This window comes from Streptomyces sp. Sge12 (assembly GCF_002080455.1).
In the GTDB taxonomy this organism is placed as follows: Bacteria; Actinomycetota; Actinomycetes; order Streptomycetales; family Streptomycetaceae; genus Streptomyces.
This window is the reverse complement of the sequence record NZ_CP020555.1, coordinates 714911-737907: the sequence shown is the minus strand read 5'-3', so window position 1 is coordinate 737907 and position 22997 is coordinate 714911. Positions and strand designations below refer to the sequence as shown.

Below are 22997 nucleotides of genomic sequence, written 5' to 3'. Positions count from 1 at the left end.
CCGGCCGGGCACCACAATGGAGGCCGGTGAGCGGGAGGGGTGCGCAATGGCGGACGAGCAGGCCTCGGTGCGGGTGGAGCGGGACGGCCCCGTGTACACGGTGATCCTGAGCAGGCCGGGAGTGCGCAATGCCGTGGACGGTCCGACGGCCGCGCAACTGGCCGACGCGTTTCGGGCGTTCGAGGAGGACGACGACGCGGCCGTCGCCGTCCTCTGGGGCGAAGGAGGCACGTTCTGCGCGGGCGCCGACCTCAAGGCCATCGGCACCGAGCGCGGCAACCGGGTCCGCGCCACCGGCGACGGACCCATGGGGCCGACCCGGATGCGGCTCGGCAAACCGGTGATCGCGGCCGTCGCGGGGCACGCGGTGGCCGGCGGCCTGGAACTGGCGCTCTGGTGCGATCTGCGCGTGGTGGAGGAGGACGCGGTGTTCGGCGTGTTCTGCCGCCGCTGGGGCGTTCCCCTGATCGACGGCGGTACGGTCCGGCTGCCCCGGCTGATCGGCGAGAGCCGCGCCATGGACCTGATCCTGACGGGCCGTCCGGTCGCCGCGGCCGAGGCGCACGCGATCGGGCTGGCCAACCGCCTGGTCCCCACGGGCGGATCGAGGGCGGCGGCGGAGGAACTGGCCCGCGAGATCGCCGGGTTCCCCCGGATCTGCCTGCGCCACGACCGGTTGTCCGTCCTGGAGCAGCACGGCCTGCCCGAGGAACAGGCGCTGGCGGGGGAGTACCGGCACGGCCTGGTACCGCTGGAGGCGGGCGAAACGCAGGCGGGCGCAGGCCGGTTCGCCTCCGGTGCAGGTCGGCACGGCGCGTTCGGAACGTGAGCGGGGCGGCCGCGGCGCCACCCGACATGTGACCCGGATCACCTCCCGGGCAAAACCTGCGGCCCCGGCCCCGCGTCTAGCAGGTGTGAAACGGGTTGGGGCGGCAGCGCCGCAGGAACTGGACGAGGAACGTCTCCTACGACGGGTGGCCCGGGGAGACCGGGCCGCCTTCGAGGAGCTGTACCGGCGCACGTCCCCGTGGCTGGCGGTGCGGCTGCGCCGCCGCTGCGCCGACCAGCAGATCGTCGCCGAGGTCATGCAGGAGACGTACCTCGCGGTGTGGCGGGCCGCCGGCTCCTTCACCGGGACCGGGACCGGGACCGGGGCCGGGACCGGCGGAACGGCCGTCGGCTGGCTGTGGACCATCGCAGCCCGCCGCCTCGTCGACGCGTTCCGGCGCAGGGCCCACCATGCGGAGCCGCCGCCCGCGGCCGCCCCGTACCCCGTCGCGCCCGCGGCCGAGGAGGAGGCGCTGGTGGCCACCGTCGGAGGCGACGTCGGGGACGCGCTGCGGCGCCTCGCGCCGGAGCTCAGGGACGTACTGCAGGCCATGGTGCTCGACGGACTCTCCGTCCGTGAGACCGCGGTCCTGCTCGGACTGCCCGAGGGAACGGTCAAGACCCGCGCCCGCCGGGCCCGGACGGCTATGCGGGAGGCGCTGGCATGAACGTGGAACACGCGTCGGCACGGCTGATCGACGGGTACGCGAGCGGCGGGACGGATCTCGCCGCCGACGAGGTATGGGCCCTGGAGGCCCATCTGGAGGCGTGCCGGATCTGCCGTGACCGGCTCTCGGACGCCGTCACGGCCGGGGCGCCCGCCGTGGCCGCACTGACCGAGGCCGTCTGGTCCGACCTCGAACAGCGCATCGCCGCGACCGCCCCGGCGCCGCCGCGGCGGCTGCGGGCCCGGCTGTCCGCCTGGACGACGCCCGCCATGACCCCGTGGCTGGCCATGGTCCTGGCCGTGACCCTGCTCGCCCTGCTGCTCGATCTGACGGGACGCGGCTCCGGCTCCGGCTCCGGCTCCGGCTCCGGGTTCCGCTTCGGCTCCGGCTCCGGCCAGGTGTCCCTGATGCTGCTGCTCGCCCCGGTCCTGCCCGTGTGCGGAGTGGCGGCCTCGTGGTCGCGCGGCCTGGACCCGGCGTTCGAGCTGACCTCCTCCACACCGAGGGCGGGGCTGCAACTCGTGCTGCGGCGCACCGCCTCCGTACTCGCCGTGGTGATCCCCACGCTGCTGACGGGGGGATGGGCGACGGGCCTGACGGCCGCTCAGTGGCTGGTGCCCTGCCTGGCCTTCACCGCGATGACGCTGGCGCTCGGTGGGGTCATCGGCGTGACCCGCGCCGCCGCCGTACTGGTGGCCGCATGGGCCGCGGTGGTGGTGGCGCCGACCCTGGCCACCAGCCGTACGGCCGTCGCCCTCGGAACGGACGGCCTGCCGGTGTGGGGGCTGCTCCTCGCGCTCGGCGCCGCCGTCGTGATCGTCCGCAGGGGCGCCTACACCGCGCCGGGAGCCCACCGTTGAACCCCTCGAAGACAAGGAACCGCATGAAGCCCACCGTCAGCAGGGCCGACCTCGCACCCACGGCCTACGCCTGGCAGATCCGGGCCACCGGACTGAAGGTCAGAGCCGGCAGGAAGCGGCTGGCCGTCGACGGGCTCGACCTGTCACTGGGCACCGGAGTACACGGTCTGCTCGGCCCCAACGGCGCGGGCAAGACCACCCTGATCCGGGCGCTGGCCACCGTGCTGCGCCCCGCCGCAGGCGAGCTGGAGCTGCTCGGCGAAGCCGTGGGCCCACTCGGCGAGCACCGTGCGCTGCGCCGCAGGATCGGGTACCTGCCGCAGGAGTTCGGCTACTACAAGCGCTTCACCGTACGGGAGTTCATCGAGTACATGGCATGGCTGAAGGAGGTCCCCACGGCCGACATCCCGGGTGCGGTGCAGCGCGCCGTCGAGCGGGTCGGCCTGGCCGACCGGGCCGACGAGCGGATGAAGACCCTGTCGGGCGGGATGGTGCGGCGAGCCGGCATCGCCCAGGCCATCGTCAACGACCCGGCAATCCTGCTCCTCGACGAACCCACGGTCGGCCTGGACCCGGCACAACGCCTGCGGCTGCGCGAACTGCTCCAGGAACTGGGGACGGACACCTGCGTGGTCGTCTCCACCCACCTGGTGGAGGACGTGGCCGCCGCCTGCACCGATGTGGTGCTCTTCGCCGAGGGGCGGCTGGTCTTCCAGGGCTCCCCGGGCGAGCTGGCCGCGGCGGGCGGCCCGGAACACCAGGGCGACAGCCCGCTGGAACGCGGCTACTCGGCGCTGCTGGTCGACCCCGCACGGACGAGGGGCGCCTGGTGAACCTCCGTATCCTCGGCATCGAACTGCGGCGGTCGGTCGCACCCTGGGCCGCCGTCGTGGTCCTCGCGGCCGCGCTCGCCCTCCTGCACCTCGTGTCCGGCCCATGGGCGAAGGGCACCGCGCTGTGGACGGCCCAATGGACCTCCATGGCCCTCTGGACCCGCTACCCGCTGATCTTCCTGTGGCCGCTCGCCGTGGGCCTCGGAGGACTCCAGGGGCTGCGCGACCACCGCTCGAACACGGCCGAACTGCTGATCAGCACCCCGCGGCCGGCCCGGCACCGCGCCGCCGCCCTCGCGGGTACGACGGCCCTCGCCCTGGTCTCGTCGTTCGCCCTCCTGGTCCTGCTGGGCGCGGTGCGGGTGCTCGCCGGCGACGCCACGTACACCCACCTCGGCTGGCTGCCCGTCTCCCTGGTCGGCGCGCTCGCACTGACCGCGGGGTCCGTCCTCGGCATGGGGATCGCGCGGACGGTGCCCTCCGCCCTCACCCCGCCCGCTCTGGCGGTGGGCGCCTTCCTGCTCACCAACCTCCTGCGGCAGACCTCGGACGCCGCGACGCCGACCTCCGCCGTACCGAACCGCCTGTCGCTGCTGTCACCGGCGGTCGCGGAGGTCCGCGAAACGCTGCTCACGCTCTCCGCCCCCGTACACCTCGGGCAGACGATCTGGCTGCTCGGCATGGCCGTGACGGGCTTCGTACTGCTGGCCGCCGCCACCCCGCGCGCCCGGCTGCTCGCCCTCACGCCCCTGCTGGCGGGCGCGGGCGTCGCCCTGCTCCAGTTCCCGGCCGACCCCCGCGCCACGTACGTCCTCGACCGGGAGGCGGCGACGCCCGTGTGCGACGGCCCGGTGTGCGTGACGACGGCCCGGCGGGCGCGGATCGAGGACCTGGCGGCTCCCGGCGCGGAGGCGCTGCGCCTGCTGCACGAGGCACTGGGCGACCGGGCGCCCGCGGGTGTGCGCGAGACCACCGTCCCGCGGGCGCTCGGCGACACCCCGGAACGCTCCCGCGCGTACGTGCTCGTCGATTTCGACGACGCGGTGATCGGCGAGGCCAGGGGCGAGGAACTGACCCGGGCCCTGGTCGCCCAGGGCATCGCCCCGCTGTGCCGCCCGCGCAGCGACACCGAGAGCGGCACGCTGGAGGAGGCCGCCGCCCAGAGCATCGCGGCCGCCTGGGTCCTCGGGGAGCTCCGGCCGCTCGAGAGGACCATGCACGACACGGGCCGACAGGCCGCCGTGGCCGACCCCGTGTGGAAGACGTTCATGGCGCGCACCAGGGCGGAGCAGCGGCAGGGGATCAACGCGCTGCACGACGCCGCCGTCGCCTGCTCGGGCGACCCGCTCGGCGCGCTGACCGGCGGGGCGACCCGGTGAGATGGCTGACGCTGTACGCCCGCTCGCGCCGGGTCCCCGCGTCGCTCGCCGCGGTGCTGATCAGTGCGGTGGCCGTAGCGGCCCTCGGCCGGATCGGCGGTGCCGGCGGGCCGGTGGATCCCCGGCTGTGCACGCTGGCCCTCGCCGCGGGCGCGACGGCCCTCGCGGTCGGACTCGGCGGGCAGGACCTCGCGTTGGACCGCACGGCCGCGATCCGCTGGATGCCCCGCAGGGCGGTGCACGTGCTGCTCTGCGGGGTACTGATCGGCGCGGTGCTGCCGGGGGTGCTGGCGCTGGGCGGGCAGCCGGCCTCCCTCGCCCTCGTCGTGCGCAACAGCGCGGGGCTGATGGGGCTGGTCGCAGTGGGAGCGGCCTGGTGCGGGGGGCCGTACGCGTGGCTCCCGCCGTTCGCGTCGCTGTCGCTCGCCCTCGTCGTCCCGCCGGCGCCGGACCCGGCGACGCAGGTGCTCACCTGGATGCTGCTCCCGCCCGGCACGACGGCCGGCACCTGGACGGCCCTCGTCCTGGCCGTCGCGGGCACCGCGGTCTACGCGGTCGGGGGCCCGAGGCGCTAGGTGTGTTGTCCGGGGTCCACTGAGGGCGAGGTGTGGTGGCTGCCACGGACCGGCCCGGGAACCCGGCCTCCCGCGGCCCCGACTCCTGTACCGGAACGGCAAACGGCCCAAGGGAATCGGAAAGGACCATCGAATGAACCGCAGGAACGTGCTCCGCGCCCCGGTCGTGGTGGGCGCCGCGGCCACCCTGGCGGGGGTGGCCGGGGTGGCGGCCGCGGCGGAACCCCGGACCGCCGCGAGGCCGGCGGGGCCGTTGCAGGTGCACGTCGTGATGTACGAAGGGGTGGAGGAGCTCGACTTCGCCGCGCCCTACGAGGTGTTCTGCGCGGCCCGGTTCTTCACGGACCGGGAGGTCGACGTCCGCTACGTCACGGCCGGCGCCCCGGGTACCGTCCGCGCCGCCTACGGGACGCGGGTGGCCGTCGACGGCGCCTGGGACCCCCGCGCGGCCGACATCCTCCTCGTTCCCGGCGGCGGTTACGCCCGCCCCGACACCCCCGGGGTCCGGGCCGAGATACGCAGCGGCGTCCTGCCCCGGAAGCTGGGCGCCGCGCCCCGCCCGGGGCTCGCGGTCGCCGGCGTCTGTACGGGCACCATGCTGCTGGCCGCCGCCGGGCTGACCGCGAACCGGCCTTGCACCACCCACCACAAGGCCCGCCCCGATCTGGAGAAGCAGGGCGGGCTGCTGAAGAACGCCCGGGTGGTCGACGACGGCGACCTGGTCACCGCCGGCGGCATCACCTCCGGGCTGGACCTCGCGCTGTGGCTCGTACGCCGCGAACTGGGCGCCGACACGGCGACGGGCGTGGAGGCCATGCTCGAGTACGAGGCCCGCGGCACGGTGTGGACCCCGTCCCCGGTTCCTGGGCGGTAGCGCCGGCGCTAGCGGGTGGCCGCTGCTCAGCGGTGCAGTCGCCGGGTCCAGTCCTCGGGGACCCGGTCGGCCGGGCCCGGTGCCGGCTGGTCCGCCGGGTGGTCGCTCGGCGGGGCCAGCCGGGGGCCGGAGTCGTACAGGGCGTCGGTGTCGTAGTTCCAGAACCACTCCTCGCCCGGCTCGAAGCTCTGCACCAGCGGGTGGCCGGTGGACTTCCAGTGGGCGGTGGCGTGCTGGGCGGGGGAGGAGTCGCAGCAGCCGATGTGACCGCACTGGGCGCAGCGCCGCAGGTGGAACCACCATCCGCCGAGTTCGTCGCACTCGACGCAGCCGGTGCCCGTGGGCGGGGTGGTCGGGTCGATTCCGGTGATGTCGGTCATGCGGGCTCCTCGGCGGTCTCGGTCGCGTTTGCGGTCTCGGTCTCGGGGTCGGGGGCGCTCAGCGGCAGCAGGACCTGGAAACGGGTGTCACCCGGGGCGGACTCGACCTGGAGGCTGCCGTGGTGCTTGTTGACGACGATCCGCCAGGAGATGTCGAGGCCGAGCCCGGTGCCCTCGCCGACCGGTTTGGTGGTGAAGAAGGGGTCGAAGATGCGGCTGCGGATGTCCGCCGGGATGCCGGGACCGGTGTCGCGGAACTCGACCAGCAGACGGTCGCCCTCCCGCGCCGTGCGGACCGTCAGCGTGCCCTCGCCGCCCGTGCTCCCGATGGCGAAGACGGCGTTGTCGATGAGGTTGGTCCACACCTGGTTGAGCTCCGCCGGGTAGGCGGGCACGTCCGGCAGGGAGCGGTCGTAGTCCTTGACCACCCGCACCCGGGAGCCGATCTTTCCGGACAGCATCAGCAGGGTGCTGTCGAGGAGTTCGTGGACGTCGACGACCCGGTACGGGGCGCGGTCGAGCTGCGAGTACTGCTTGGCCGCGTCCACCAGGTGCGAGATGCGGGTGGTGGAATCGTCGATCTCGTCCATCAACAGCTCGGTCTCGACCGTGTAGTTGAGCCAGCCGATGGCCGACGGCAGGATCTCCTCGGCCACGGTCGCCGCGACCTGGTCCAGCCAGTCGGTGTCCAGCCCGGCCTGCACGAAGACCGGCGCGATCCGCCAGCCCTCCGCGATGTCGTGGTCGTCGAGCCAGTCGGCCAGCTCGTCCTCCCGGTCGGACGCCTCCAGGGGGCTGAGCGCCGTCGCCTTCGCGACGCGTTCGACGGTGCGCTCCTGGATCTCGATGAGGTCGGCGATCACCTCGCGCGAGTACTGGCCCTGGGAGATGTGGGCCAGCTTGTGCCGCATCTTGCCGACGCGTTCCCGCAGGGTCGCCGTGGCCCGGACGGCCGCCGCCGCCGGGTTGTTGAGCTCGTGCGTCAGACCGGCGGACAGCGATCCGAGCGCCAGCAGCCGCTCACGCTGCCCGATCGCCCGCTGGGTGTTCTTGGAGCCGAAGAACAGTCCCTCCAGCAGGTGCGCCGCCATCGGGAACCACTCCTGCATGATGTCCGCGAACGACTGCGCGGGCAGCACGAAGAACCGGGTCGGCTCGGTGACCCGCATCGAGTTCGTGTACGTCTGCGGCACCTGGTCGCCCAGGTACGCCTGCATGGCTCCCGCGTACACGCCGCGCTGCGAGGTGCGGCTCACCTCGACGTCGTCGCCGCCGACCCGGCGGAACAGGACGACGGTGCCCTCGATCATCACGTAGAAGCAGGTGGCCGGGGAGCCCTCGGTGTAGACGGGGCCGGCCTCGAACCGCTCCACCCGCCCCTCGGCGCACAACCGTCCCAGCTGTTCCGGGGTGAGCTTCTCGAACAGGAACAGCGAGGCGATCTCCTGCGGGCTGCACGGCATGGCCTGCCCGCTCATGACTGCTCCAGATACCGGTGGACGAGCATCACGGCCATGGCTCCCTCTCCGACGGCGGACGCGACGCGCTTGGCGGACTGGGCGCGCGCGTCGCCCGCCACGAACACGCCGGGGATATTGGTCTCCAGGTGGTAGGGGGGCCGGTCCAGTTCCCACTCGGCCGGCGGCCGCCCGTCCGGGGTGAGGTCCGGTCCGGCCAGGATGAATCCGTGCGGGTCGCGCAGGACCGTACCGTCCAGCCAGTCGGTCAGCGGGGCGGCGCCGATGAACACGAACATCCACTGCGCGTCGACGAGTTCGGTGGCACCGCTGCCCACGTCCCGCAGCGTCAGCTGCTCCAGGTGACCGTCGCCGTGCGCGGCCTCGACGACCGTCCCGGTGCGCACCGTGATGTTCGGCATCTCCTGGATCTGCTGGATCAGGTAGTACGACATGGAGGCCGTCAGGGACTCCCCGCGCACCAGCAGCGTCACCGACTTGGCGCCCCGCGCCAGGTACATCGCCGCCTGCCCGGCCGAGTTGGCGCCGCCCACGATGTACACGTCCTGGCCCTGGCAGGAGGCCGCCTCGGTGAGCGAGGAGCCGTAGTACACACCGCAGCCGGTCAGTTGGTCGCAGCCCGGCGCGTGGAGCTGCCGGTACGACACCCCGGTCGCCAGGATGACGCTGTGGGCGGCGATCGTCGAACCGTCCGAGAAGTGGACGATGCGGGCCGCGCCGTTGACCTCCAGCCCGGTGACCTCGCGCGCCGTGAGGATCTCGGCGCCGAACCGGCCGGCCTGCCGGCGGGCGCGCTCGGTGAGCTGGGCGCCCGACACGCCGTCCGGGAAGCCGAGGTAGTTCTCGATGCGGGAGCTCTGGCCGGCCTGACCGCCGGTCGCGGACCGCTCGACCAGTACGGTACGCAGCCCCTCCGAGGCCCCGTACACCGCCGAGCCGAGCCCGGCCGGGCCGCCGCCGATGACCACGAGGTCGTAGAACTCGGCCGTCGGGGTCGTCGCGAGCCCCACGTGGGCGGCCAGCTCGGGCGCCTCCGGCTCGATCAGCGCGGTGCCCTCCGGCGTGATCACCAGGGGCAGCCGCTGCCCGTCCGCCCCGGCAGCCTCCAGCAGCCGCTGCCCCTCCGGTTCGTCGGAGGAGTACCAGCGGTACGGCACCTGGTTGCGGGCCAGGAACTCCCGTACGTCCGAGGAGCGCGCCGACCAGCGGTGCCCGACCACCTTGGTCGCGGGTACCGGCCGGTAGTCGCTGGTGCGCCAGGCCGTGATCAGGTCGTCGAGGACCGGGTAGAGCTTCTCCTCCGGCGGGTCCCACGGCTTGAGCAGGTAGTGGTCGAGGTCGACGACGTTGATCGCGTCGATGGCCGCGTTGGTGTCGGCGTAGGCGGTCAGCAGCACGCGACGCGCACCCGGGTACACCTGGAGGGCCTGTTCGAGGAACTCGATGCCGTTCATCTGCGGCATGCGGTAGTCGGCCAGGATCACCGCCACCAGGTCGCCCCGCAGTTTCAGCTCGCGCAGCGCCTCCATCGCGGAGTCGCCGGACTCGGCGCGCACGATCCGGTACTCGGCGCCGTAGCGGCGCCGCAGGTCACGGGCGATGGCCCGGGAGACTCCCGGGTCGTCGTCCACGGTCAGGATGACGGTCCGCGCCGTGTCGGCGGCCTGTGCCATACGTCGTCTCCACCCCGAGTGCTCTGGGCGGGCGGCACGGCGAGCCGCCCGCGCCGGTTCCCGCCCATCGTATGGTCGATCCCGCGGGACCGCTCCGGGACGACACCGGTGGTGCGCTCCCGGTGCACACCCGGTCGCTCCCGGTCAACGGCCCGCGGCGGCCGGCCGCCGGCTCACGCCCTCATGACCTCATGCCCTCGTGCCGTCGTGCCCGCGCGCCCTCACGCGTCGGGGGTGTCGACGATGCGGCCGTCGCGCAGCTCCACGACCCGGTCGGCGAGTTCGATCAGGTTCGGGTCGTGGGTGGCGACCAGGATGGTGACCGCCTCGCTGCGCACCACCGCGCGCAGCAGTTCCATGACCGAGCGGCCGGTCTCCGAGTCCAGCTGGCCCGTGGGCTCGTCCGCGATGATCAGGTCGGGGTCGTTGGCGAGGGCCCGGGCCACCGCGACGCGCTGCTGCTGGCCGCCGGAGAGCTCACCGGGGCGCTGGTCGGCGTGGTCCGCGAGCCCGACCAGGGCGAGCAGGGTCCGGGCGCGCTCCTCGCGGATCCTGGCGGGGACGCGGCGCAGCCGCATCGGCACGCCGACGTTCTCGGCGGCGGTGAGCACGGGTATCAGGCCGAAGGACTGGAAGACGAAGCCGATGCGGTCGCGGCGCAGGGCGAGCAGGCCCGGCTCGTCGAGGTCGGCCAGGTCGGTGCCGTCGAGGGTGATCCGGCCGCCGGTCGGGGTGTCGAGGCCACCGACGAGGTTCAGCAGGGTGGTCTTGCCGGAGCCCGACCGGCCCCGGAGGGCGGTGAGCTCGCCGCGGCGGACCTCGAAGGACACGCCGCGCAGGGCGTGGACGGCCTGCGGCCCGCTGCCGAAGCTGTGGTGCACGTCGTCCACCACCACGATCGGCGAGCCGCCGCCCTCCCGGACTGCCGTCGCGAGCGTGGCCGGTTCCTGATCCTGGTGGTCCCTCATCGCGTGTGTTCCCCCGTCGCGTTGTCGATGTGGGGCGCCCGGCCCCTCGTCCGGCACACCCTGCCGTTGCAACTTTCTGATCGCATTTGCGCATCTGTCGCACCAATCACGCAAGCCCCTTCCCTCGATCGCTCATTTCTGAAAACATCGTCCGCTATCCGGTACCGAGGGTCCGGACGGGGGAGGAATTCAAGACGTGCTCGGCTTCGTCGTGCGCCGACTGCGCGGGCGATGGCCGCTCGCCGTCGCCGTACTGCTCACCGTACTGATCACCGCGACCACACTGACCGCGCTCACGGCATTCACCCGGGGCGTGGGCGAGGAGGGGCTCCGGCGGGCCCTCACCGGCACCGAACAGCCCCGGACCACGGTCGTGATCACCAGCGGCCATCCCGCCTCCTCCCGCGCCAAGGACGACGAGGCCGTACGGACCTACGCCGACGAGGTGTTCGGCCGGCTGCCGGTGGCCTCCGAGAACGTGGCCCGCAGCCGGTCCTACGGACTGCCCGGCGCCGCCGGCTCCGGGCGCGATGCCGACCTGACCGTACTCGCCGCCTTCGCCCGGGACCACGTACAACTGCTCGCCGGCCAGTGGCCCGGACCGGTCGCCGCACCCACCGGCACCGGCGCCCCCGCGGCACCGACCCAAGTGGCCGTGCCGCGCGCGGCGCTCACCCGGCTCGGCCTCGCCGAATCCGCCCTGCCCGCACCGGTCCGCCTCGACGACCGGTTCGGCGGGCCGCCGCTGACCGTGCTGGTCACCGGCGTGTACCGGGCCGCCGACCCGGACGCCGCGTACTGGCGGCTCGACCCGCTCGGAGGCCGTGAGGTCCAGGCCGACACCTTCGCCATCTACGGCCCGCTCCTGGTGGACGACACCGCCTTCACCACGGGCGGCCTCCTGCAGAACCACCGCCTCACACTGCTGACCCCGGACCTGCGCACGGTCGGCGCCGACGAGGCGGAGGCCGTCCGGGCCGCGACCGAACCCGCCGGCACCGCTCTGGAACGCACCACATCCCTGCGGACCGCCACCGAACTGCCCGCACTGCTGGCCGAACTGCGCGCCGGTACGGTCGTCGCCCGCTCCACCCTGCTGATGGGCGCCCTCCAGCTCGCCGTCCTGTCCACGGCCGCCCTGCTGCTCGTCGCCCACATCCTGACCGTCCGGCAGGAACCGGAACGGGTCCTGCTCACCGCGCGCGGCGCCTCCCGCCGCCGCCTCGGCGCGCTGACCGCGACCGAGTCACTGCTGCTCGCCCTGCCCGCCGCCGTGCTGGCCCCGCTGCTCACCCCGCCCCTGCTGCGGCTGTTCGGCCGGTTCGGCCCGCTCGGACGCGTCCACCTGGAGATACCGGACACCTGGCTGGTCTGGCCGGTCGCCATCGGCTGCGCCCTGGCCTGCGTGCTGCTGACCACCCTGCCCTCCGTCCTGCGCGGCGCCTCCGCCGCCGTACTGCGCCGCGTCGGCAGCCGGCAGGCCCTGGTGACCGGCGCCGCCCGCTCCGGCGTCGACCTGGCCGTCGTCGTCCTCGCCGTCCTCGGCTACCAGCAGCTGACGCAGTACGGCGGTACGGACACCCCCGCACCCGACGACTCCGGCCTCGGCGTCGACCCGGTCCTGGTCGTCGCCCCGGCGCTGGCCCTGTGCGCGGGCACCCTGCTGGTCCTGCGCCTGCTGCCCTTCGCCGCGCGGGCCGGAGGACGGCTGGCGGCGCGCGGCCGGAGCCTGGCCCCCGCCCTGTTCGGCTGGCAGCTCGCCCGACGGCCCGGCCGGGCCACCGGGCCCGTGCTGCTGCTCGTACTCGCCGTCTCCAGCGGGATCCTGGCCCTCGGCCAGCACGCCGCCTGGTCCGCCTCCCAGCGCGACCAGGCCGACTTCGCGACCGCGGGCGGCCTGCGGATCTCCGGCAGCAGCATGTCCCCGATGGGCCAGGGCGGACGCTACGCGGCCCTGCCCGGCGGCGACCGCCTCGTCCCGGTGGTCCGCCGCGAGCAGAAGCTGCCGGACGGCCACTCCGCCGACATCGTCGCGCTGGACGCCGCCGAAGTGGGCGAACGGGTGCCCCTGCGCGCGGACCTGCGCGAAGGGCACACGATGCGCGAGCTCTTCACACCGCTCGCCGCGGGTACGGACAGCGCCCCCGCCGGCCCCGGCGTCGCCCTGCCCGGTTCACCGCGCCGCATCGACCTCGCCGTGTCCGTACGGTCCTCCGGCATCAGTTGGGCGGCCGTCAGCCTGCTGCTGCGCGACCGGTTCGGGGCCACCTACGGGACGGCCTCGGTCACCCTGCCCGCAACCGGCAACACCACCCTGCCCTTCCTCCTGGACGCGCTCACCGGCGCCCCCGTCGGATCCGCCGCCACCCCGCTGACCCTGGCGGGAGTGCGCCTCTCGTACGCCGGGGACGGCGACCACCCGGGCGACGGCAGCCAACTGACCCTGCGCGGGATCGCCGTCTCCGACACCGCGGACGGCGCGGCCGCGAACGTCGCCGCACCCGCGGCCGCCGGCGGCTGGAGCTCCTCGCCCCTCCAGGGGCCGGGCTCCCCCCGCGCCCCCGAACCGACCCCGGTCCCGGCCGGCTCCACCGACGTGCTGCGCCTGCGCTACTGGGGCGGCTTCGGCACCTTGCAGGGCGTCAACACCGTGCTGTTCCCGGCGCCGGCCGCGCCGCCCGCCGCCACCGTCCCGGCCGTCGCCACCACCCGCTACCTGCGCTCCCTGGGCGCCTCCGTGGGTGATACGGTTCCCGTCACGCTGGACGGCACCGACGTCCCGATGCGGATCACCGCCTCCGTGGACTCCCTCCCCGTGGCCGGCCGCTCGGCGCTCGCCGTCGACCTGCACGTACTCGGCCGGTTCCTGCTGGAGTCCACCGGCCGGCAGCCCGCCTCGCCCACCGAATGGTGGCTGCCCGCGGCCTCGGCCGCCGACCCGGTACCGGCCCGCGCCGCGGACCGGCTGCGCGAAGGCGCCCGTATCGAACGGGTGCAACTGCGCGAGGAGATCACCGAGCGGCTGCTCGACGACCCGCTGAGCGCCGGCCCGCAGAGCGCGCTGGCCGCCCTCGCCGCCGCCTGCGCCGTCCTGGCGGCCATCGGCTTCGCGACCTCCACCGCCGCCGAACGGCGGGTGCGCGGCCGGGAGTTCTCGGTCCTGCTCGCCCTCGGCACGCCGCGCCGCTCGCTGGCCCTGGCGTCCGCCGCCGAGGGCGGGGTGCTGATCGCCATCGGGACCGCGGTCGGCACCGGGCTGGGGATCGCCCTCATCCATCTGATGGCGCCTCTGGTCATCCTGACCCCCGCCGCCGGGCGGCCCTTCCCGCCCGTACAGGTGGACATGCCGTTCTGGCAGACCGTGCTGACGGTCGCCGCCATCGCAGCCGTTCCCCTGCTCTCGGCCGCGCTCAGCGGCCCCCGGGGCCGCGACATCGCCGCCCGGCTGCGTCCCGTGGAGGAGATGTGACGACCCCGCCGCCCGCCGGCCCGCCGCCCGTCGGCCCGCCGCGCGTCGGCCCGCCGTCGTCGGCCGCCGCCCCGCCGGTCGCCGCACCGCGGCCCGCGCCCTGGGTCCGGACCCGGCTGCGCGCGGCGCCGCTGGGCACCGTGCTCGGCGCCGCGCTGGCCTTCGTGGCCGTCCTGCTCGCCGCCGCGCTGCCGAGGGCCCAGGACCGGGGCGCCGACCAGGCCCTGCGATCCTTCCTGGAACGCAGCGGCTCGACGAAGACCAGCCTCCAGGTGACCGCACCCGCTCCCGAGACCGGACAGAACGCCCAGGCCCTGGACGCCACCCTGGAGAAGCTCCTCACCCCCACGGGGCCCGGCTCCACCTTCCGCGTGGACCCAGACGAGACCGTCCACGGCACGCGCACCACCAAGCGGCAGCCGCTGGAGAACCCGGAACTGTCCCGCCCGTCCGGCATCCCGCCCGCCATGGACCTCCTGCACGTCCGCCAGGCCGAATCGCACGTCAGGCTCGCCGAGGGGCGCTGGCCGGACAGCACACCCACGACCCCGCCCCCGGGCGCCACCGGGGCCACGGCTCCCCTGCACGTGGCCCTCTCGCAGAAGGCCGCCGCGACCCTCGGCGCCCGCGTCGGATCCGTACTGACCACCGCGCCCCGCGTCGACGGCACACCGTCCGTCGAGGTCGTCGGCCTCTTCACGGTCCTCGACGAGAGCGACGACTTCTGGGTGGACAACCTCGGATGCATCGCCCGCGCCTGCGAGCACTACAGCGGGGAGAGCCTCTCCTGGCACGTCGACGCCCTCGTCGGAACCGGGGACCTCGACCGGATGAGCACCTGGAGCCGCACCGCCGAGGACTTCTGGCGGCTTCCGGTGGACGTCGGCCGGCTGCGGGCCGACCGGCTCGACACCACGCGCAAGGAGGTCGCCTCCTACATCGCCGGGCCCACCGCCGCCGCCCTCGTCCGCGAGACCGGCCGTACCCGGCTCCACACCACCTCGTGGCTGCCCGAGCTGTTCGAACAGGCCCGCGTCCGCACCCAGGCCGCCGCACCGCTCGCCGCCATCGGACCCGCCGGGGTCGGCGGCGTCGCCTTCGTCGTCCTGTGCCTGGCCGGCGCACTCGCCGCCGACCGCCGCGACGCCGAACTGCGGCTGCTGCTCGCCCGCGGCGGCTCACGCGCCGCCATCGTCGGCCGCCTCCTCGGCGAGGGCGCCGTCACCGTGCTCCCGGCAGCCGCGGCCGCCACCGCGCTCGCCGTCCTGCTGCTGCCCACACCCCGGCTCGCCCCCGCCCTGCTCGCGGCCTCGGCCGTCGCCCTGCTCGCACTGCTGGCCTTCCCCGTACGGGCGGCCGTACTGCTGTCCCCGGCCCGCCCGGCCGGGCGCTGGCGCAGGCCCGTGGCCGAACTGCTCGTCCTCGCCGCCACCGCCGCCGCCGTACTGGAGGTCCGCCGCCGCGGCGTCGCCCCGCCCGGCAGCGACCTCGACCCGCTGCTGATCGCGTCCCCCCTGCTGCTCGCCCTGTGCGGGGGACTGCTGCTCGCCCGGATCCAGCCCGTAGTGACCGGCTGGCTCGCCCGCGCCGCCGGCCGCCGCTCCGGACTGGTCGGCTTCCTGGGACTCGCACGGGCCGCCCGCGGCCCGGCATCGACCGGCACCCACGCCCGCGGCCGTACCGGCCCCTCCGTCCTGCCGATGGTCGCGCTGCTCCTCGCCATCACCACCGGGGGATTCGGAGCCGCCGTCCTGGAGTCCGTGGACTCCTCCCGGCTGGGAGTGGCCCGGCTGACCGTCGGGGCCGACGCGGCGATCTCCGCCTACGGGAAGTCCCCGCTCCCGCAGGGGCTCGCGAAGGCCGCGGGCGAGCTGCCAGGCGTACGGACCTCCGTACCGGTGTGGATCGACCACGACTCGTCCGTCCTCGGCACCACCCAGCGGTCCAGCCAGGTCACCGTCGTCCTCGCCGAACCGGGCGCGTACGCGGAGCTGTCCCGGGTCCTCGGCTGCGGCTCCTTCGACCCCGCCCTGCTGGCCACCGGAGGCACCCGGACCGCAGACGCCCCGGTGCCCGCCCTGTTCAGCGCGGGCCTCGCCGGGCAGGCCGTACAGGGCGGCACGTACACGGTGCTGCCCGGCGAGGGCGGCCAGCTCCGGGCACAGGTCGTGGGCGTGATCGACTGCACCCCGGCCCGTCCGGCCCGGGACGCCGCGACCGTGATCCTGCCGGCGGACGCCGCGACGACCGCCCTCATGGGCGGCGCCGACCGCCCCAACCGGTGGTTCGGCCTCGGCCCCGTCGACGGGGACCGGCTGCGCGCCCTGGTCCGCTCCAAGCTCCCGGCGGCGTCCGCGACCCCCGCCCCGCCCCCGGCCCCCATCCCCGGCTCCGGTTCCGCCGCGGGCCCGGCCCCGCTCCCGGCCGACGAGGTGTACCCCGTCAGCACCAGCGCCGAGGCGGTCACCGAGCTCGGTGCCGACCCGCTCCAGCGCTCGGCACAGCGCCTCTTCTGGGCCGCCGTGGCCGGGGCGGCGGGCTTCGCCCTGCTCGCCGTACTCCTGACGCTCATGCGGACCGTCCCGGAACGCGCGGCACTCCTGGCCCGGCTGCGCACCATGGGGCTGCGCCGCAGGCAGGGCGTGGCGCTGATCCTCGCCGAAACCCTGCCGCAGACCCTGGCCGCGACACTGGGCGGAGCGCTGGTGGCGGCGGCCGCGGTGGCCCTGCTGGGTCCGGCGATGGACCTGTCCACGCTGGTCGGCGCGCAGGTGCCGAACGGAGTACGGCTCACGGCGGGGCCCGTGCTGACCCAGGCCCTGGGCCTGGCCGCCCTGGTCGCCGCGGCCGTGTTCGTCGAGGCGGCGACATCCGGGCGACGGCAGATCACCACCGAGTTGAGAGCGGGAGACCAGCGTTGAACACCGACCAGCCGACGTACGAGGAGCTCCGCCGCCGTGCGACGGCCGCCGCGGAGCCCCGCACCCCGGCGGCCGACGCGGCGATCGCCTGCGACCGCCTGGTCCGCATCTTCAGCCAGGACGGCATCGAGGTGCAGGCCCTCCAGGGGCTGGAGCTGACGGTCGACCAGGGCGACCTGATGGCCCTCGTCGGCGCCTCCGGCAGCGGCAAGTCCACCCTGCTGAACATCCTGGCGGGCCTGGACGTCCCGACGGCGGGCAGCGCGGCGGTCGCCGGCTACGACCTGCTGGAACTGTCGGCGCGGGACCGGCTGCGCTACCGGCGCGAGGCGGTCGGCTTCGTCTTCCAGCAGACGGCACGCAACCTGCTGCCCTTCCTGACGGCCGCCCAGAACGTGGCCCTGCCGATGCAGTTGAAGGGCGAGCGGCCCCGCCGCGGCGCGGGCGCCCGCCGGGCCGCCCGGGTCGCGGAGATCCTGGAAGCCCTGGGGATCGGCGACCTCGCCCACCGGCGGCCGGCGGAACTGTCCGGCGGCCAGCAGCAGCGCGTCGCGATCGCCGTGGCCATGGCGAACGACCCCAAGGTGCTGCTCGCCGACGAACCCACCGGCGAACTGGACTCGGAGACGGCCGCGGCGGTCTTCGAGACCTTCCGCACGGTGAACAAGGAACTCGGCGTGACCGTGGTCATCGTGACGCACGACCCGATGGTGGCGGGGGAGGTCCGCCGCACCGTCGCCATCCGCGACGGCCGTACCAGCAGCGAGGTCCTGCGCCGGCTCGTCACCGACGAACACGGCGAGGAATCGATCAGCGAACGGGAGTACGTCGTCCTGGACCGCTCGGGGCGCGTCCAGCTCCCGCCGAAGTTCCTCGAGGCCCTGGGCATGGAGCACCGCGTGGCGGTCGACCTGGCCCCGGACCACATCGAACTGCGCCCGGACCGGAGCCAGTAGGCCGCCTCCGGATCATTGCGGACGGCGGCGGACGGCCCGTGCGATCAGGTCGTGGATCAGGAACTCCCCGGGCCGCCGGTTCTCCTTGAGGCGGTCGAGGTCCTCGGGGCCGAACCAGCCGTGGTCCGAGTGCTTGGACCGTTCCAGCGCGGGACGGCCCAAGTCGCCCTCGACCTCGACGAGGTAGTCGGCCTCGTGGCGGAGTCCGGCGCCGTCGTCCCCCGTCCAGGTGGTGGTGCCGAGGGAGCGCCGCACGTGGCGCAGGCGCCAGCCGGTCTCCTCCTCGACCTCTCGCGCGAGCGCCTCCAGGAGCGTCTCGCCGGCCTCGACATGGCCGCCCACGATGTCCCAGGAGTCGGGAAAGAGGCGGCGGTTCGGACTCCGCTTCTGGGCGAAGGCCTTGCCGTCGGCGTTGAGGATGACGGCGCCGACGGTCCAGACCTCGCCGGGTGCGGGAACGGGCAGCACGATGCGGGGGTCCACGGTGAACGGCGGCTGAGGGATCGGCACGGTCGGCAAGCCTAGGACTTGTTCGGGGGTTGGCCGGGTCCGCGGGGTCCGCCGGGTCCGCCGGGTCCGCTGGGCTCGCGGTGGACACCGGTGGTGGACGGCCGGGTTTCGAGGGCCCAGGTGTGGTGCCGGACGGTGTCGGGCTCCGCGCGGCCGGCGAGGATGTCGCAGAGCAGTTCCGCGCAGGCCCGCCCGTACGCTGCGGGGCGCAGGTCGACCGCCGTCACGGGCGGGTTCGCGCCCCGGTTCGCGACGCCGTCGACGCACGACGCGACCAGCAGGTCGACGCCGACCGTACGGCCGAGGGCGGCCGCGGCGCGCAGGGCTCCGGGGGCCGCACCGTCGGGCGCGCAGAGCACGGCGTCGATTCCGGGGTCGGCCGACAGCAATCGGCGGGTGGCGTGCTCCGCGTCGGCGGCGGTCGCCGCGAACGGCACCGTGCGCAGGGCGACTTCGGTTCCGTACGAGGCCCCCCAGGCGGCCGCCGTCCCGCGCAGGGCCGCCGCCCAGGCGGAGGCGCCCTCGGGGGCCAGGAGGGCGGGGCGGCGGGCGCCGCGGTCGCGGACGTGGTCCAGGAGGGCGGTCAGCGAGGCGGCGTTGTCGCAGACGACCGCGCCGGCGGGGGCGGGGGAGGGGCCGAGGTAGCGCTCACCGGTGACCACCGGGACGCCCGCCTCGAGCAGCCCGGGGACCGCGCTGTCGCCGACCTCCGGGTCGATCACGAGCAACCCGTCGACGCGCGAGGCGAGCGGTCCCGATGCGGCGCCGGCGGGGGCGAGCAGGACCACGTCCAGACCGCCCTCCTGGGCGCGCTCGACGGCCCCGAAGGCCAGGTTCATGTAGTAGTCCAGCCGGGTCGCGGTCTGCGGCAGGTGCAGGCCGATGGCTCCGGTGCTGGCGCGGCGCAGCCGGCGGGCGGCGCTGTTGGGCCGGTAGCCCAGCTCCTGCGCGATCTCGCGGACCCGGTCCCGGGTCGCTTCCGCGACCCGCCCGGAGCCCTGGAGCGCGTCGGAGACGGTGCTCTTGGAGACGCCGGCGGCGCGGGCGACGTCGAGCAGGGTCACGGCAGGCGGGGTCACGCGCCGCATTCTAGACGGTCGCCCCGACCTTGCCGGAACGTTCCGGCAAGGTCTACATTCCTGTCCTGCCGGAACGTTCCGGCAGAGCCCCCTTGACTGATCCTTTCGTCATCCCGCATGCTGACTGAAAATTCAGTCAGCACATGGAGCGGGGCGGTGCGGCCACCGAACCCGCCGCCCCAGCTTCCGCCCGGCTCCCCCTCCTCCTCCCCTCCTCCCCCTCCTCCCCTCCGACTCCCGAAAGCGGCCCGCCCGTGACCTCGTACGCGCTCCTCACCTCCTTCGGATCACCGCTCGGCTCCCCGGGCCGCACTCAGCCCGGCGAACGCGAGCCCCTGCGCGTCGGCCTCGTCCAGATGCGCTGGTACGCCGACCCCGCCGAGCACGACAACCGGCTCCGGGAGGGCGTCGCCCTCGCCGCCGGGCAGGGCGCCACCGTCGTCTGCCTCCCCGAGCTGACCCGCAGCCCCTACTTCTGCAACACCGACGACCCCATGGCCGACGGCGCCGCCCGCCACCTGGAGGACGTGGGGAGCGGCCCCACCGTCGCTCTCGCGGCGGAACTCGCCACCGAGCTCGGCATCACCGTCCACGCCTCCCTCTACGAACGCGCCGAGGACGGCGGCCTCGGCTACAACACCGCCGTGTGCGTGGACTCCGACGGCAAGCTCATCGCCCGGACCCGCAAGAACCACATCCCCGCCTTCCCCGGCTACCGCGAGGACCTGTGCTTCCGCCCCGGCGACAGCGGCTTCCCCGTCGTCGCCCACGAGGGGGCCCGCTTCGGCTTCCCCACGTGCTGGGACGAGTGGTTCCCCGAGCTGGCGCGCGCCTATGCGCTGGCCGGCGCCGAGATCCTCGTCCACCCCACCGCCATCGGCTCCGAGGTGGACCTGCCGGACTTCGACACCCGGCCCATGTGGGAGCACGCCATCAGCGCCAACGGCCTGGCCAACGCCCTCTTCATGATCGTGCCCAACCGTGTCGGCACCGAGGGCCGTTCCACCTTCTACGGCTCCTCCTTCATCTCCGACCCGTACGGCCGCGTCATGCTGCGGGCTCCGCGCGACCGTGAGGCCGTGCTCGTCGCCGACCTCGACCTCGACCAGCGCCGGGACTGGCTGGAGTTCGGCCTCATGCGCACCCGCCGCCCCGAGTTGTACGGCCGCCTCACCGAACGCCTCGACGCCTCCTAGCACCGGCCGCCCCCAAGACGTCCGAAGGCCCCCCGGGCGCGGGGCGGGGAGGGACCTTCGGACCCCGATGGAGTGATCACCGGGGTGTCCGCGTGTCAGGACGCCCCGGCATCGCCAGGATGCGGGGCATGCCTCGCTCCCGCTCCTTCTCCCGCCGCGCCCTGCTCCCGGTCGTCGCCGCCGTCGCCCTGCTGACCACCGCCTCGGCCTCGTTGGCCGATGCGGCCGAGGCGTGCGGATCGGTCATCACCGCGCCGCTCGCCCGCCCCGTCCCCGCCGACGACCCGTGCCCGAGCGCCGACCCCGTCGTCTGCCGCATCCGCGTCCTGCCGATGGACGAGAAGGTCGAGGCCCAGCGGACCCGGATGCGCTACCACGGGCTCCTGGAGGACATGCACCGTACGGAAGCCGCCATGCGCGCGGCGGGGGCCACGGACGAGGAGATCGCCCGGGAATTGGTCGACATGCGCAACCAGGCCAAGGAGATCACCCGGGCGGGCATGACCCCGCAGGAGGTCCGCGTCCTGGAGGAGCGGAACATCGCCAAGTACGGCAACCCGCTCGGCCCCACCGCGGACCAGCTCTACGTCAAGTACGGCTCCTGGCAGCAGGTCACGGCCGCCTCGATGCGCACCAGCTATGCCGTCGACCGCGAACTCAGCCTCGAGTACCGGCCCTGCCCCGTATAGGCCGTCTCGTTCGGGTCAGGACCGTTGGTCCGGGTGCGCCGTTGAGTGGCGTCGCAAGACTCCGGGCGGCGGTCGCACGCCGCGTAGCCCAGTCGCCGGTACAGCGCATGCGCCCGGGGGGTTGCTTTCCTCCACAGCCGGCTCGGCCTGCCGCAGGCCGCGGTTCCTGATCCGCAGTTCTGCGGCTTCGACAAGGAACGTGCCGATCCCGCACGACTGCAACGCGGGGTGGACCGCCAGCTGCCACAACGTGCCGACGCCCTCGTTGACCCGGTGGTTGACGCCGATCATCACACGGCGGCGCGAAGCCGTTCCCTCAGTACCTCCATCGCCCACCCTGTGAGCGCAGGCCGGGATGCCGTGCCCGCACCGGTCGGGCCGGGTCGGGGGCTCACTGGGGTGCGGCGGCTCCGGAGTCCGGTGACTGCTGGAGTCCGGACGCGTCGACCGCCTCGAAGTCCGAGCCCTTGAAGTTCTTGAGTCCGTCGAGCTGGGTGTTGTCCCAACGGGGATTCTCCTCGCCGGTGATGTACCAGGGCGATCCGTTGTCCGCGACGATGGCCCCGTACTTCTTGAGGGCCTCGGCCACCGCCCTGGCCTGCGGGGCCAGCTGCGAGGTGTCCACCGAGCTCTTGAGACGCAGCCGCAGCCCCATCGGGGGCAGCGAGCTGTCCGCCGCCGCGCCCGCCTGGTGCCGTGCGGGCCAGAGGTAGCTCTGGTCGGAACGGGGGACGGTGATGCGGATCGCGTGGTCGATCCGCCCGTCGGCGGCCTCGTCGTAGCGCACCAGGCCGGGGAGGATGGCCAGGCCCGCGGCGTCGGCCGAGGTCCACCCGTCGGGCCGCAGGGCGTTCGACCGCAGGTCGAAGATGGCGCCCGAGCCGGCGTGCCAGGCGTTGCCGCCCTGCCGCTCGGCGTCGAAGAGCTCGTAGGACGTGCACCGGTCCCGGTCCCATACGACGACGTGCCGGTCCCCGTCGCTCGCCGGGCCGTTCTCGATCCTGGCGTTCGGCGGGATCCGGTACCCGGACCTGTCGCTCTCCTCGGGGTAGTCGAAGGTCACCTCGGACTCCGGCGCCGTCGTGTCCGGGACGGTGATGGGGATGCCGAAGGGCTGCCCCTCCACGAGCCCCGATCCGAAGTCCGGGTGGAGGGGCTCTGCGGCGCCGATCGAGGCGACGTACCGGTCGGAGCCCGGGTGCACGGGAAGGCCGTCCACGGGTGCGTGCCAGAAGCTGTCGGCGGGGGCCGTGGGGCACGAGGCCGCCTGCCTGCCCGGATCGGAGGCCCCCGACAGCAGACAGCCGGCGGTCGCCGCCGCGACCGCGGTGATCGCGGGGATGCGGCGGCGCGAGCGCCAGGCCCTGGTGCTGGTGCGCTTCATCGGCATCGATCGTCCTCACGCCGGTCGCGACTCGGTCCACCCGAGTGGGATGCCGATATCCGGAGAAATAGGAGAATCCACCCATTCGGGCTGTTCAGTCCATGCTACGGCTGGGGCGGTCCGGCCGCCCCGGCGTCGCCCCTGCCCCTTCGGCCGCCTCCCGGCGGCGACGGGCCGGTCGGGGGCGTCGAGGTCATCTCGAGCGGTGTGCGATGCGCCACTTGCGGGGGTGGCGGTGCCGGCGGCCGGCGTGGCCGCCGACCCGTCGATGTCGCCC

Annotated in this window: 19 protein-coding genes and 1 pseudogene; 12 read left to right on the top strand and 8 right to left on the bottom strand. The window is 74.5% G+C overall.

Going from position 1 to position 22997, the window contains the following annotated elements:
• Nucleotides 1–46 precede the first annotated feature (46 nt).
• From B6R96_RS03460 to B6R96_RS03430, 7 genes are all read left to right on the top strand, one after another.
• Nucleotides 47–829, top strand: a complete 783-nt coding sequence (locus B6R96_RS03460) for a crotonase/enoyl-CoA hydratase family protein (protein ID WP_081521517.1) — start codon at nt 47–49, stop codon at nt 827–829.
• Between the two features lie 145 nt (nt 830–974).
• Nucleotides 975–1496 (top strand): RNA polymerase sigma factor, encoded by a 522-nt coding sequence (locus B6R96_RS03455; protein ID WP_203351586.1) that lies wholly within the window; start codon nt 975–977, stop codon nt 1494–1496.
• Nucleotides 1493–2356, top strand: a complete 864-nt coding sequence (locus B6R96_RS03450; RefSeq protein WP_081521515.1) for a zf-HC2 domain-containing protein — start codon at nt 1493–1495, stop codon at nt 2354–2356. Before B6R96_RS03455 ends, B6R96_RS03450 begins: the two co-directional genes overlap by 4 nt.
• 23 nt (nt 2357–2379) lie before the next feature.
• Entirely contained in the window at nt 2380–3189 is an 810-nt protein-coding gene (locus B6R96_RS03445; protein WP_081521514.1) for an ATP-binding cassette domain-containing protein, read from the top strand.
• A complete protein-coding gene (locus tag B6R96_RS03440) occupies nt 3186–4568 on the top strand; it encodes a hypothetical protein (protein ID WP_081521513.1) in 1383 nt (460 codons plus the stop codon). The genes B6R96_RS03445 and B6R96_RS03440 overlap by 4 nt, the downstream gene beginning before the upstream one ends.
• Nucleotides 4565–5143 (top strand): hypothetical protein, encoded by a 579-nt coding sequence (locus tag B6R96_RS03435; protein WP_081521512.1) that lies wholly within the window; start codon nt 4565–4567, stop codon nt 5141–5143. The genes B6R96_RS03440 and B6R96_RS03435 overlap by 4 nt, the downstream gene beginning before the upstream one ends.
• Before the next feature lie 133 nt (nt 5144–5276).
• Nucleotides 5277–6017 carry a DJ-1/PfpI family protein gene (locus tag B6R96_RS03430; RefSeq protein ID WP_081521511.1) on the top strand — a complete coding sequence of 247 codons (741 nt, stop codon included), beginning with the start codon at nt 5277–5279 and terminating at the stop codon, nt 6015–6017.
• Between the two features lie 26 nt (nt 6018–6043).
• Here the strand turns inward: B6R96_RS03430 and B6R96_RS03425 are convergent, their stop codons facing one another.
• The 4 genes from B6R96_RS03425 to B6R96_RS03410 form a co-directional block, all read right to left on the bottom strand.
• On the bottom strand, nt 6044–6397 hold the full coding sequence (locus tag B6R96_RS03425; RefSeq protein ID WP_053702389.1) for a UBP-type zinc finger domain-containing protein: 354 nt from the start codon (nt 6395–6397) through the stop codon (nt 6044–6046).
• Nucleotides 6394–7875, bottom strand: coding sequence for an ATP-binding protein (locus B6R96_RS03420; RefSeq protein ID WP_081521510.1), 1482 nt, complete (start codon nt 7873–7875; stop codon nt 6394–6396). The genes B6R96_RS03425 and B6R96_RS03420 overlap by 4 nt, the downstream gene beginning before the upstream one ends.
• Nucleotides 7872–9548, bottom strand: a complete 1677-nt coding sequence (locus tag B6R96_RS03415) for an FAD-dependent oxidoreductase (protein WP_081521509.1) — start codon at nt 9546–9548, stop codon at nt 7872–7874. The genes B6R96_RS03420 and B6R96_RS03415 overlap by 4 nt, the downstream gene beginning before the upstream one ends.
• Before the next feature lie 221 nt (nt 9549–9769).
• Entirely contained in the window at nt 9770–10516 is a 747-nt protein-coding gene (locus B6R96_RS03410; RefSeq protein WP_081521508.1) for an ABC transporter ATP-binding protein, read from the bottom strand.
• A 196-nt stretch (nt 10517–10712) separates the two neighbouring features.
• Between B6R96_RS03410 and B6R96_RS03405 the strand changes: the two genes are divergently transcribed.
• Genes B6R96_RS03405 through B6R96_RS03395 form a run of 3 tightly spaced genes read left to right on the top strand, consistent with a single transcriptional unit; the run spans nt 10713 to nt 17862 of the window.
• Complete coding sequence (locus B6R96_RS03405) at nt 10713–13985, top strand: ABC transporter permease (RefSeq protein ID WP_081521507.1); 3273 nt, start codon at nt 10713–10715, stop codon at nt 13983–13985.
• A complete protein-coding gene (locus tag B6R96_RS03400) occupies nt 13982–16906 on the top strand; it encodes a hypothetical protein (RefSeq protein ID WP_081521506.1) in 2925 nt (974 codons plus the stop codon). Before B6R96_RS03405 ends, B6R96_RS03400 begins: the two co-directional genes overlap by 4 nt.
• Nucleotides 16903–17862, top strand: a complete 960-nt coding sequence (locus tag B6R96_RS03395; protein ID WP_030389849.1) for an ABC transporter ATP-binding protein — start codon at nt 16903–16905, stop codon at nt 17860–17862. The genes B6R96_RS03400 and B6R96_RS03395 overlap by 4 nt, the downstream gene beginning before the upstream one ends.
• 12 nt (nt 17863–17874) lie before the next feature.
• On the opposite strand, the gene B6R96_RS03390 is transcribed toward B6R96_RS03395, so the two are convergent.
• On the bottom strand, nt 17875–18372 hold the full coding sequence (locus tag B6R96_RS03390; RefSeq protein ID WP_237291304.1) for an NUDIX hydrolase: 498 nt from the start codon (nt 18370–18372) through the stop codon (nt 17875–17877).
• Nucleotides 18373–18383: 11 nt separating this feature from the next.
• Nucleotides 18384–19451: a LacI family DNA-binding transcriptional regulator gene (locus B6R96_RS03385; RefSeq protein ID WP_081524954.1), complete on the bottom strand. Its 1068-nt coding sequence runs from the start codon at nt 19449–19451 to the stop codon at nt 18384–18386.
• A gap of 254 nt (nt 19452–19705) precedes the next feature.
• Between B6R96_RS03385 and B6R96_RS03380 the strand changes: the two genes are divergently transcribed.
• Together B6R96_RS03380 and B6R96_RS03375 are read left to right on the top strand one after the other, a co-directional pair.
• Complete coding sequence (locus B6R96_RS03380) at nt 19706–20647, top strand: nitrilase-related carbon-nitrogen hydrolase (protein WP_237291303.1); 942 nt, start codon at nt 19706–19708, stop codon at nt 20645–20647.
• Between the two features lie 128 nt (nt 20648–20775).
• Complete coding sequence (locus tag B6R96_RS03375; protein WP_203351585.1) at nt 20776–21336, top strand: hypothetical protein; 561 nt, start codon at nt 20776–20778, stop codon at nt 21334–21336.
• On the opposite strand, the pseudogene B6R96_RS03370 reads toward B6R96_RS03375, so the two are convergent.
• Nucleotides 21285–21621 (bottom strand): annotated as a pseudogene (locus B6R96_RS03370) (GNAT family N-acetyltransferase); the annotation flags it as partial. The gene B6R96_RS03375 and the pseudogene B6R96_RS03370 overlap by 52 nt on opposite strands.
• Nucleotides 21622–21727: 106 nt before the next feature.
• Nucleotides 21728–22720, bottom strand: a complete 993-nt coding sequence (locus B6R96_RS03365; RefSeq protein WP_107475665.1) for a hypothetical protein — start codon at nt 22718–22720, stop codon at nt 21728–21730.
• Nucleotides 22721–22997 lie beyond the last annotated feature (277 nt).

Bases quoted from the DNA above. Each gene is read 5' to 3' on its own strand.
- B6R96_RS03375 (WP_203351585.1), top strand. From the start codon at position 20,776: ATGCCTCGCTCCCGCTCCTTCTCCCGCCGCGCCCTGCTCCCGGTCGTC.
- B6R96_RS03450 (WP_081521515.1), top strand. From the start codon at position 1,493: ATGAACGTGGAACACGCGTCGGCACGGCTGATCGACGGGTACGCGAGC.
- B6R96_RS03410 (WP_081521508.1), bottom strand. From the start codon at position 10,516: ATGAGGGACCACCAGGATCAGGAACCGGCCACGCTCGCGACGGCAGTC.
- B6R96_RS03420 (WP_081521510.1), bottom strand. From the start codon at position 7,875: ATGAGCGGGCAGGCCATGCCGTGCAGCCCGCAGGAGATCGCCTCGCTG.
- B6R96_RS03415 (WP_081521509.1), bottom strand. From the start codon at position 9,548: ATGGCACAGGCCGCCGACACGGCGCGGACCGTCATCCTGACCGTGGAC.
- B6R96_RS03365 (WP_107475665.1), bottom strand. From the start codon at position 22,720: ATGAAGCGCACCAGCACCAGGGCCTGGCGCTCGCGCCGCCGCATCCCC.
- B6R96_RS03445 (WP_081521514.1), top strand. From the start codon at position 2,380: ATGAAGCCCACCGTCAGCAGGGCCGACCTCGCACCCACGGCCTACGCC.
- B6R96_RS03460 (WP_081521517.1), top strand. From the start codon at position 47: ATGGCGGACGAGCAGGCCTCGGTGCGGGTGGAGCGGGACGGCCCCGTG.
- B6R96_RS03425 (WP_053702389.1), bottom strand. From the start codon at position 6,397: ATGACCGACATCACCGGAATCGACCCGACCACCCCGCCCACGGGCACC.
- B6R96_RS03430 (WP_081521511.1), top strand. From the start codon at position 5,277: ATGAACCGCAGGAACGTGCTCCGCGCCCCGGTCGTGGTGGGCGCCGCG.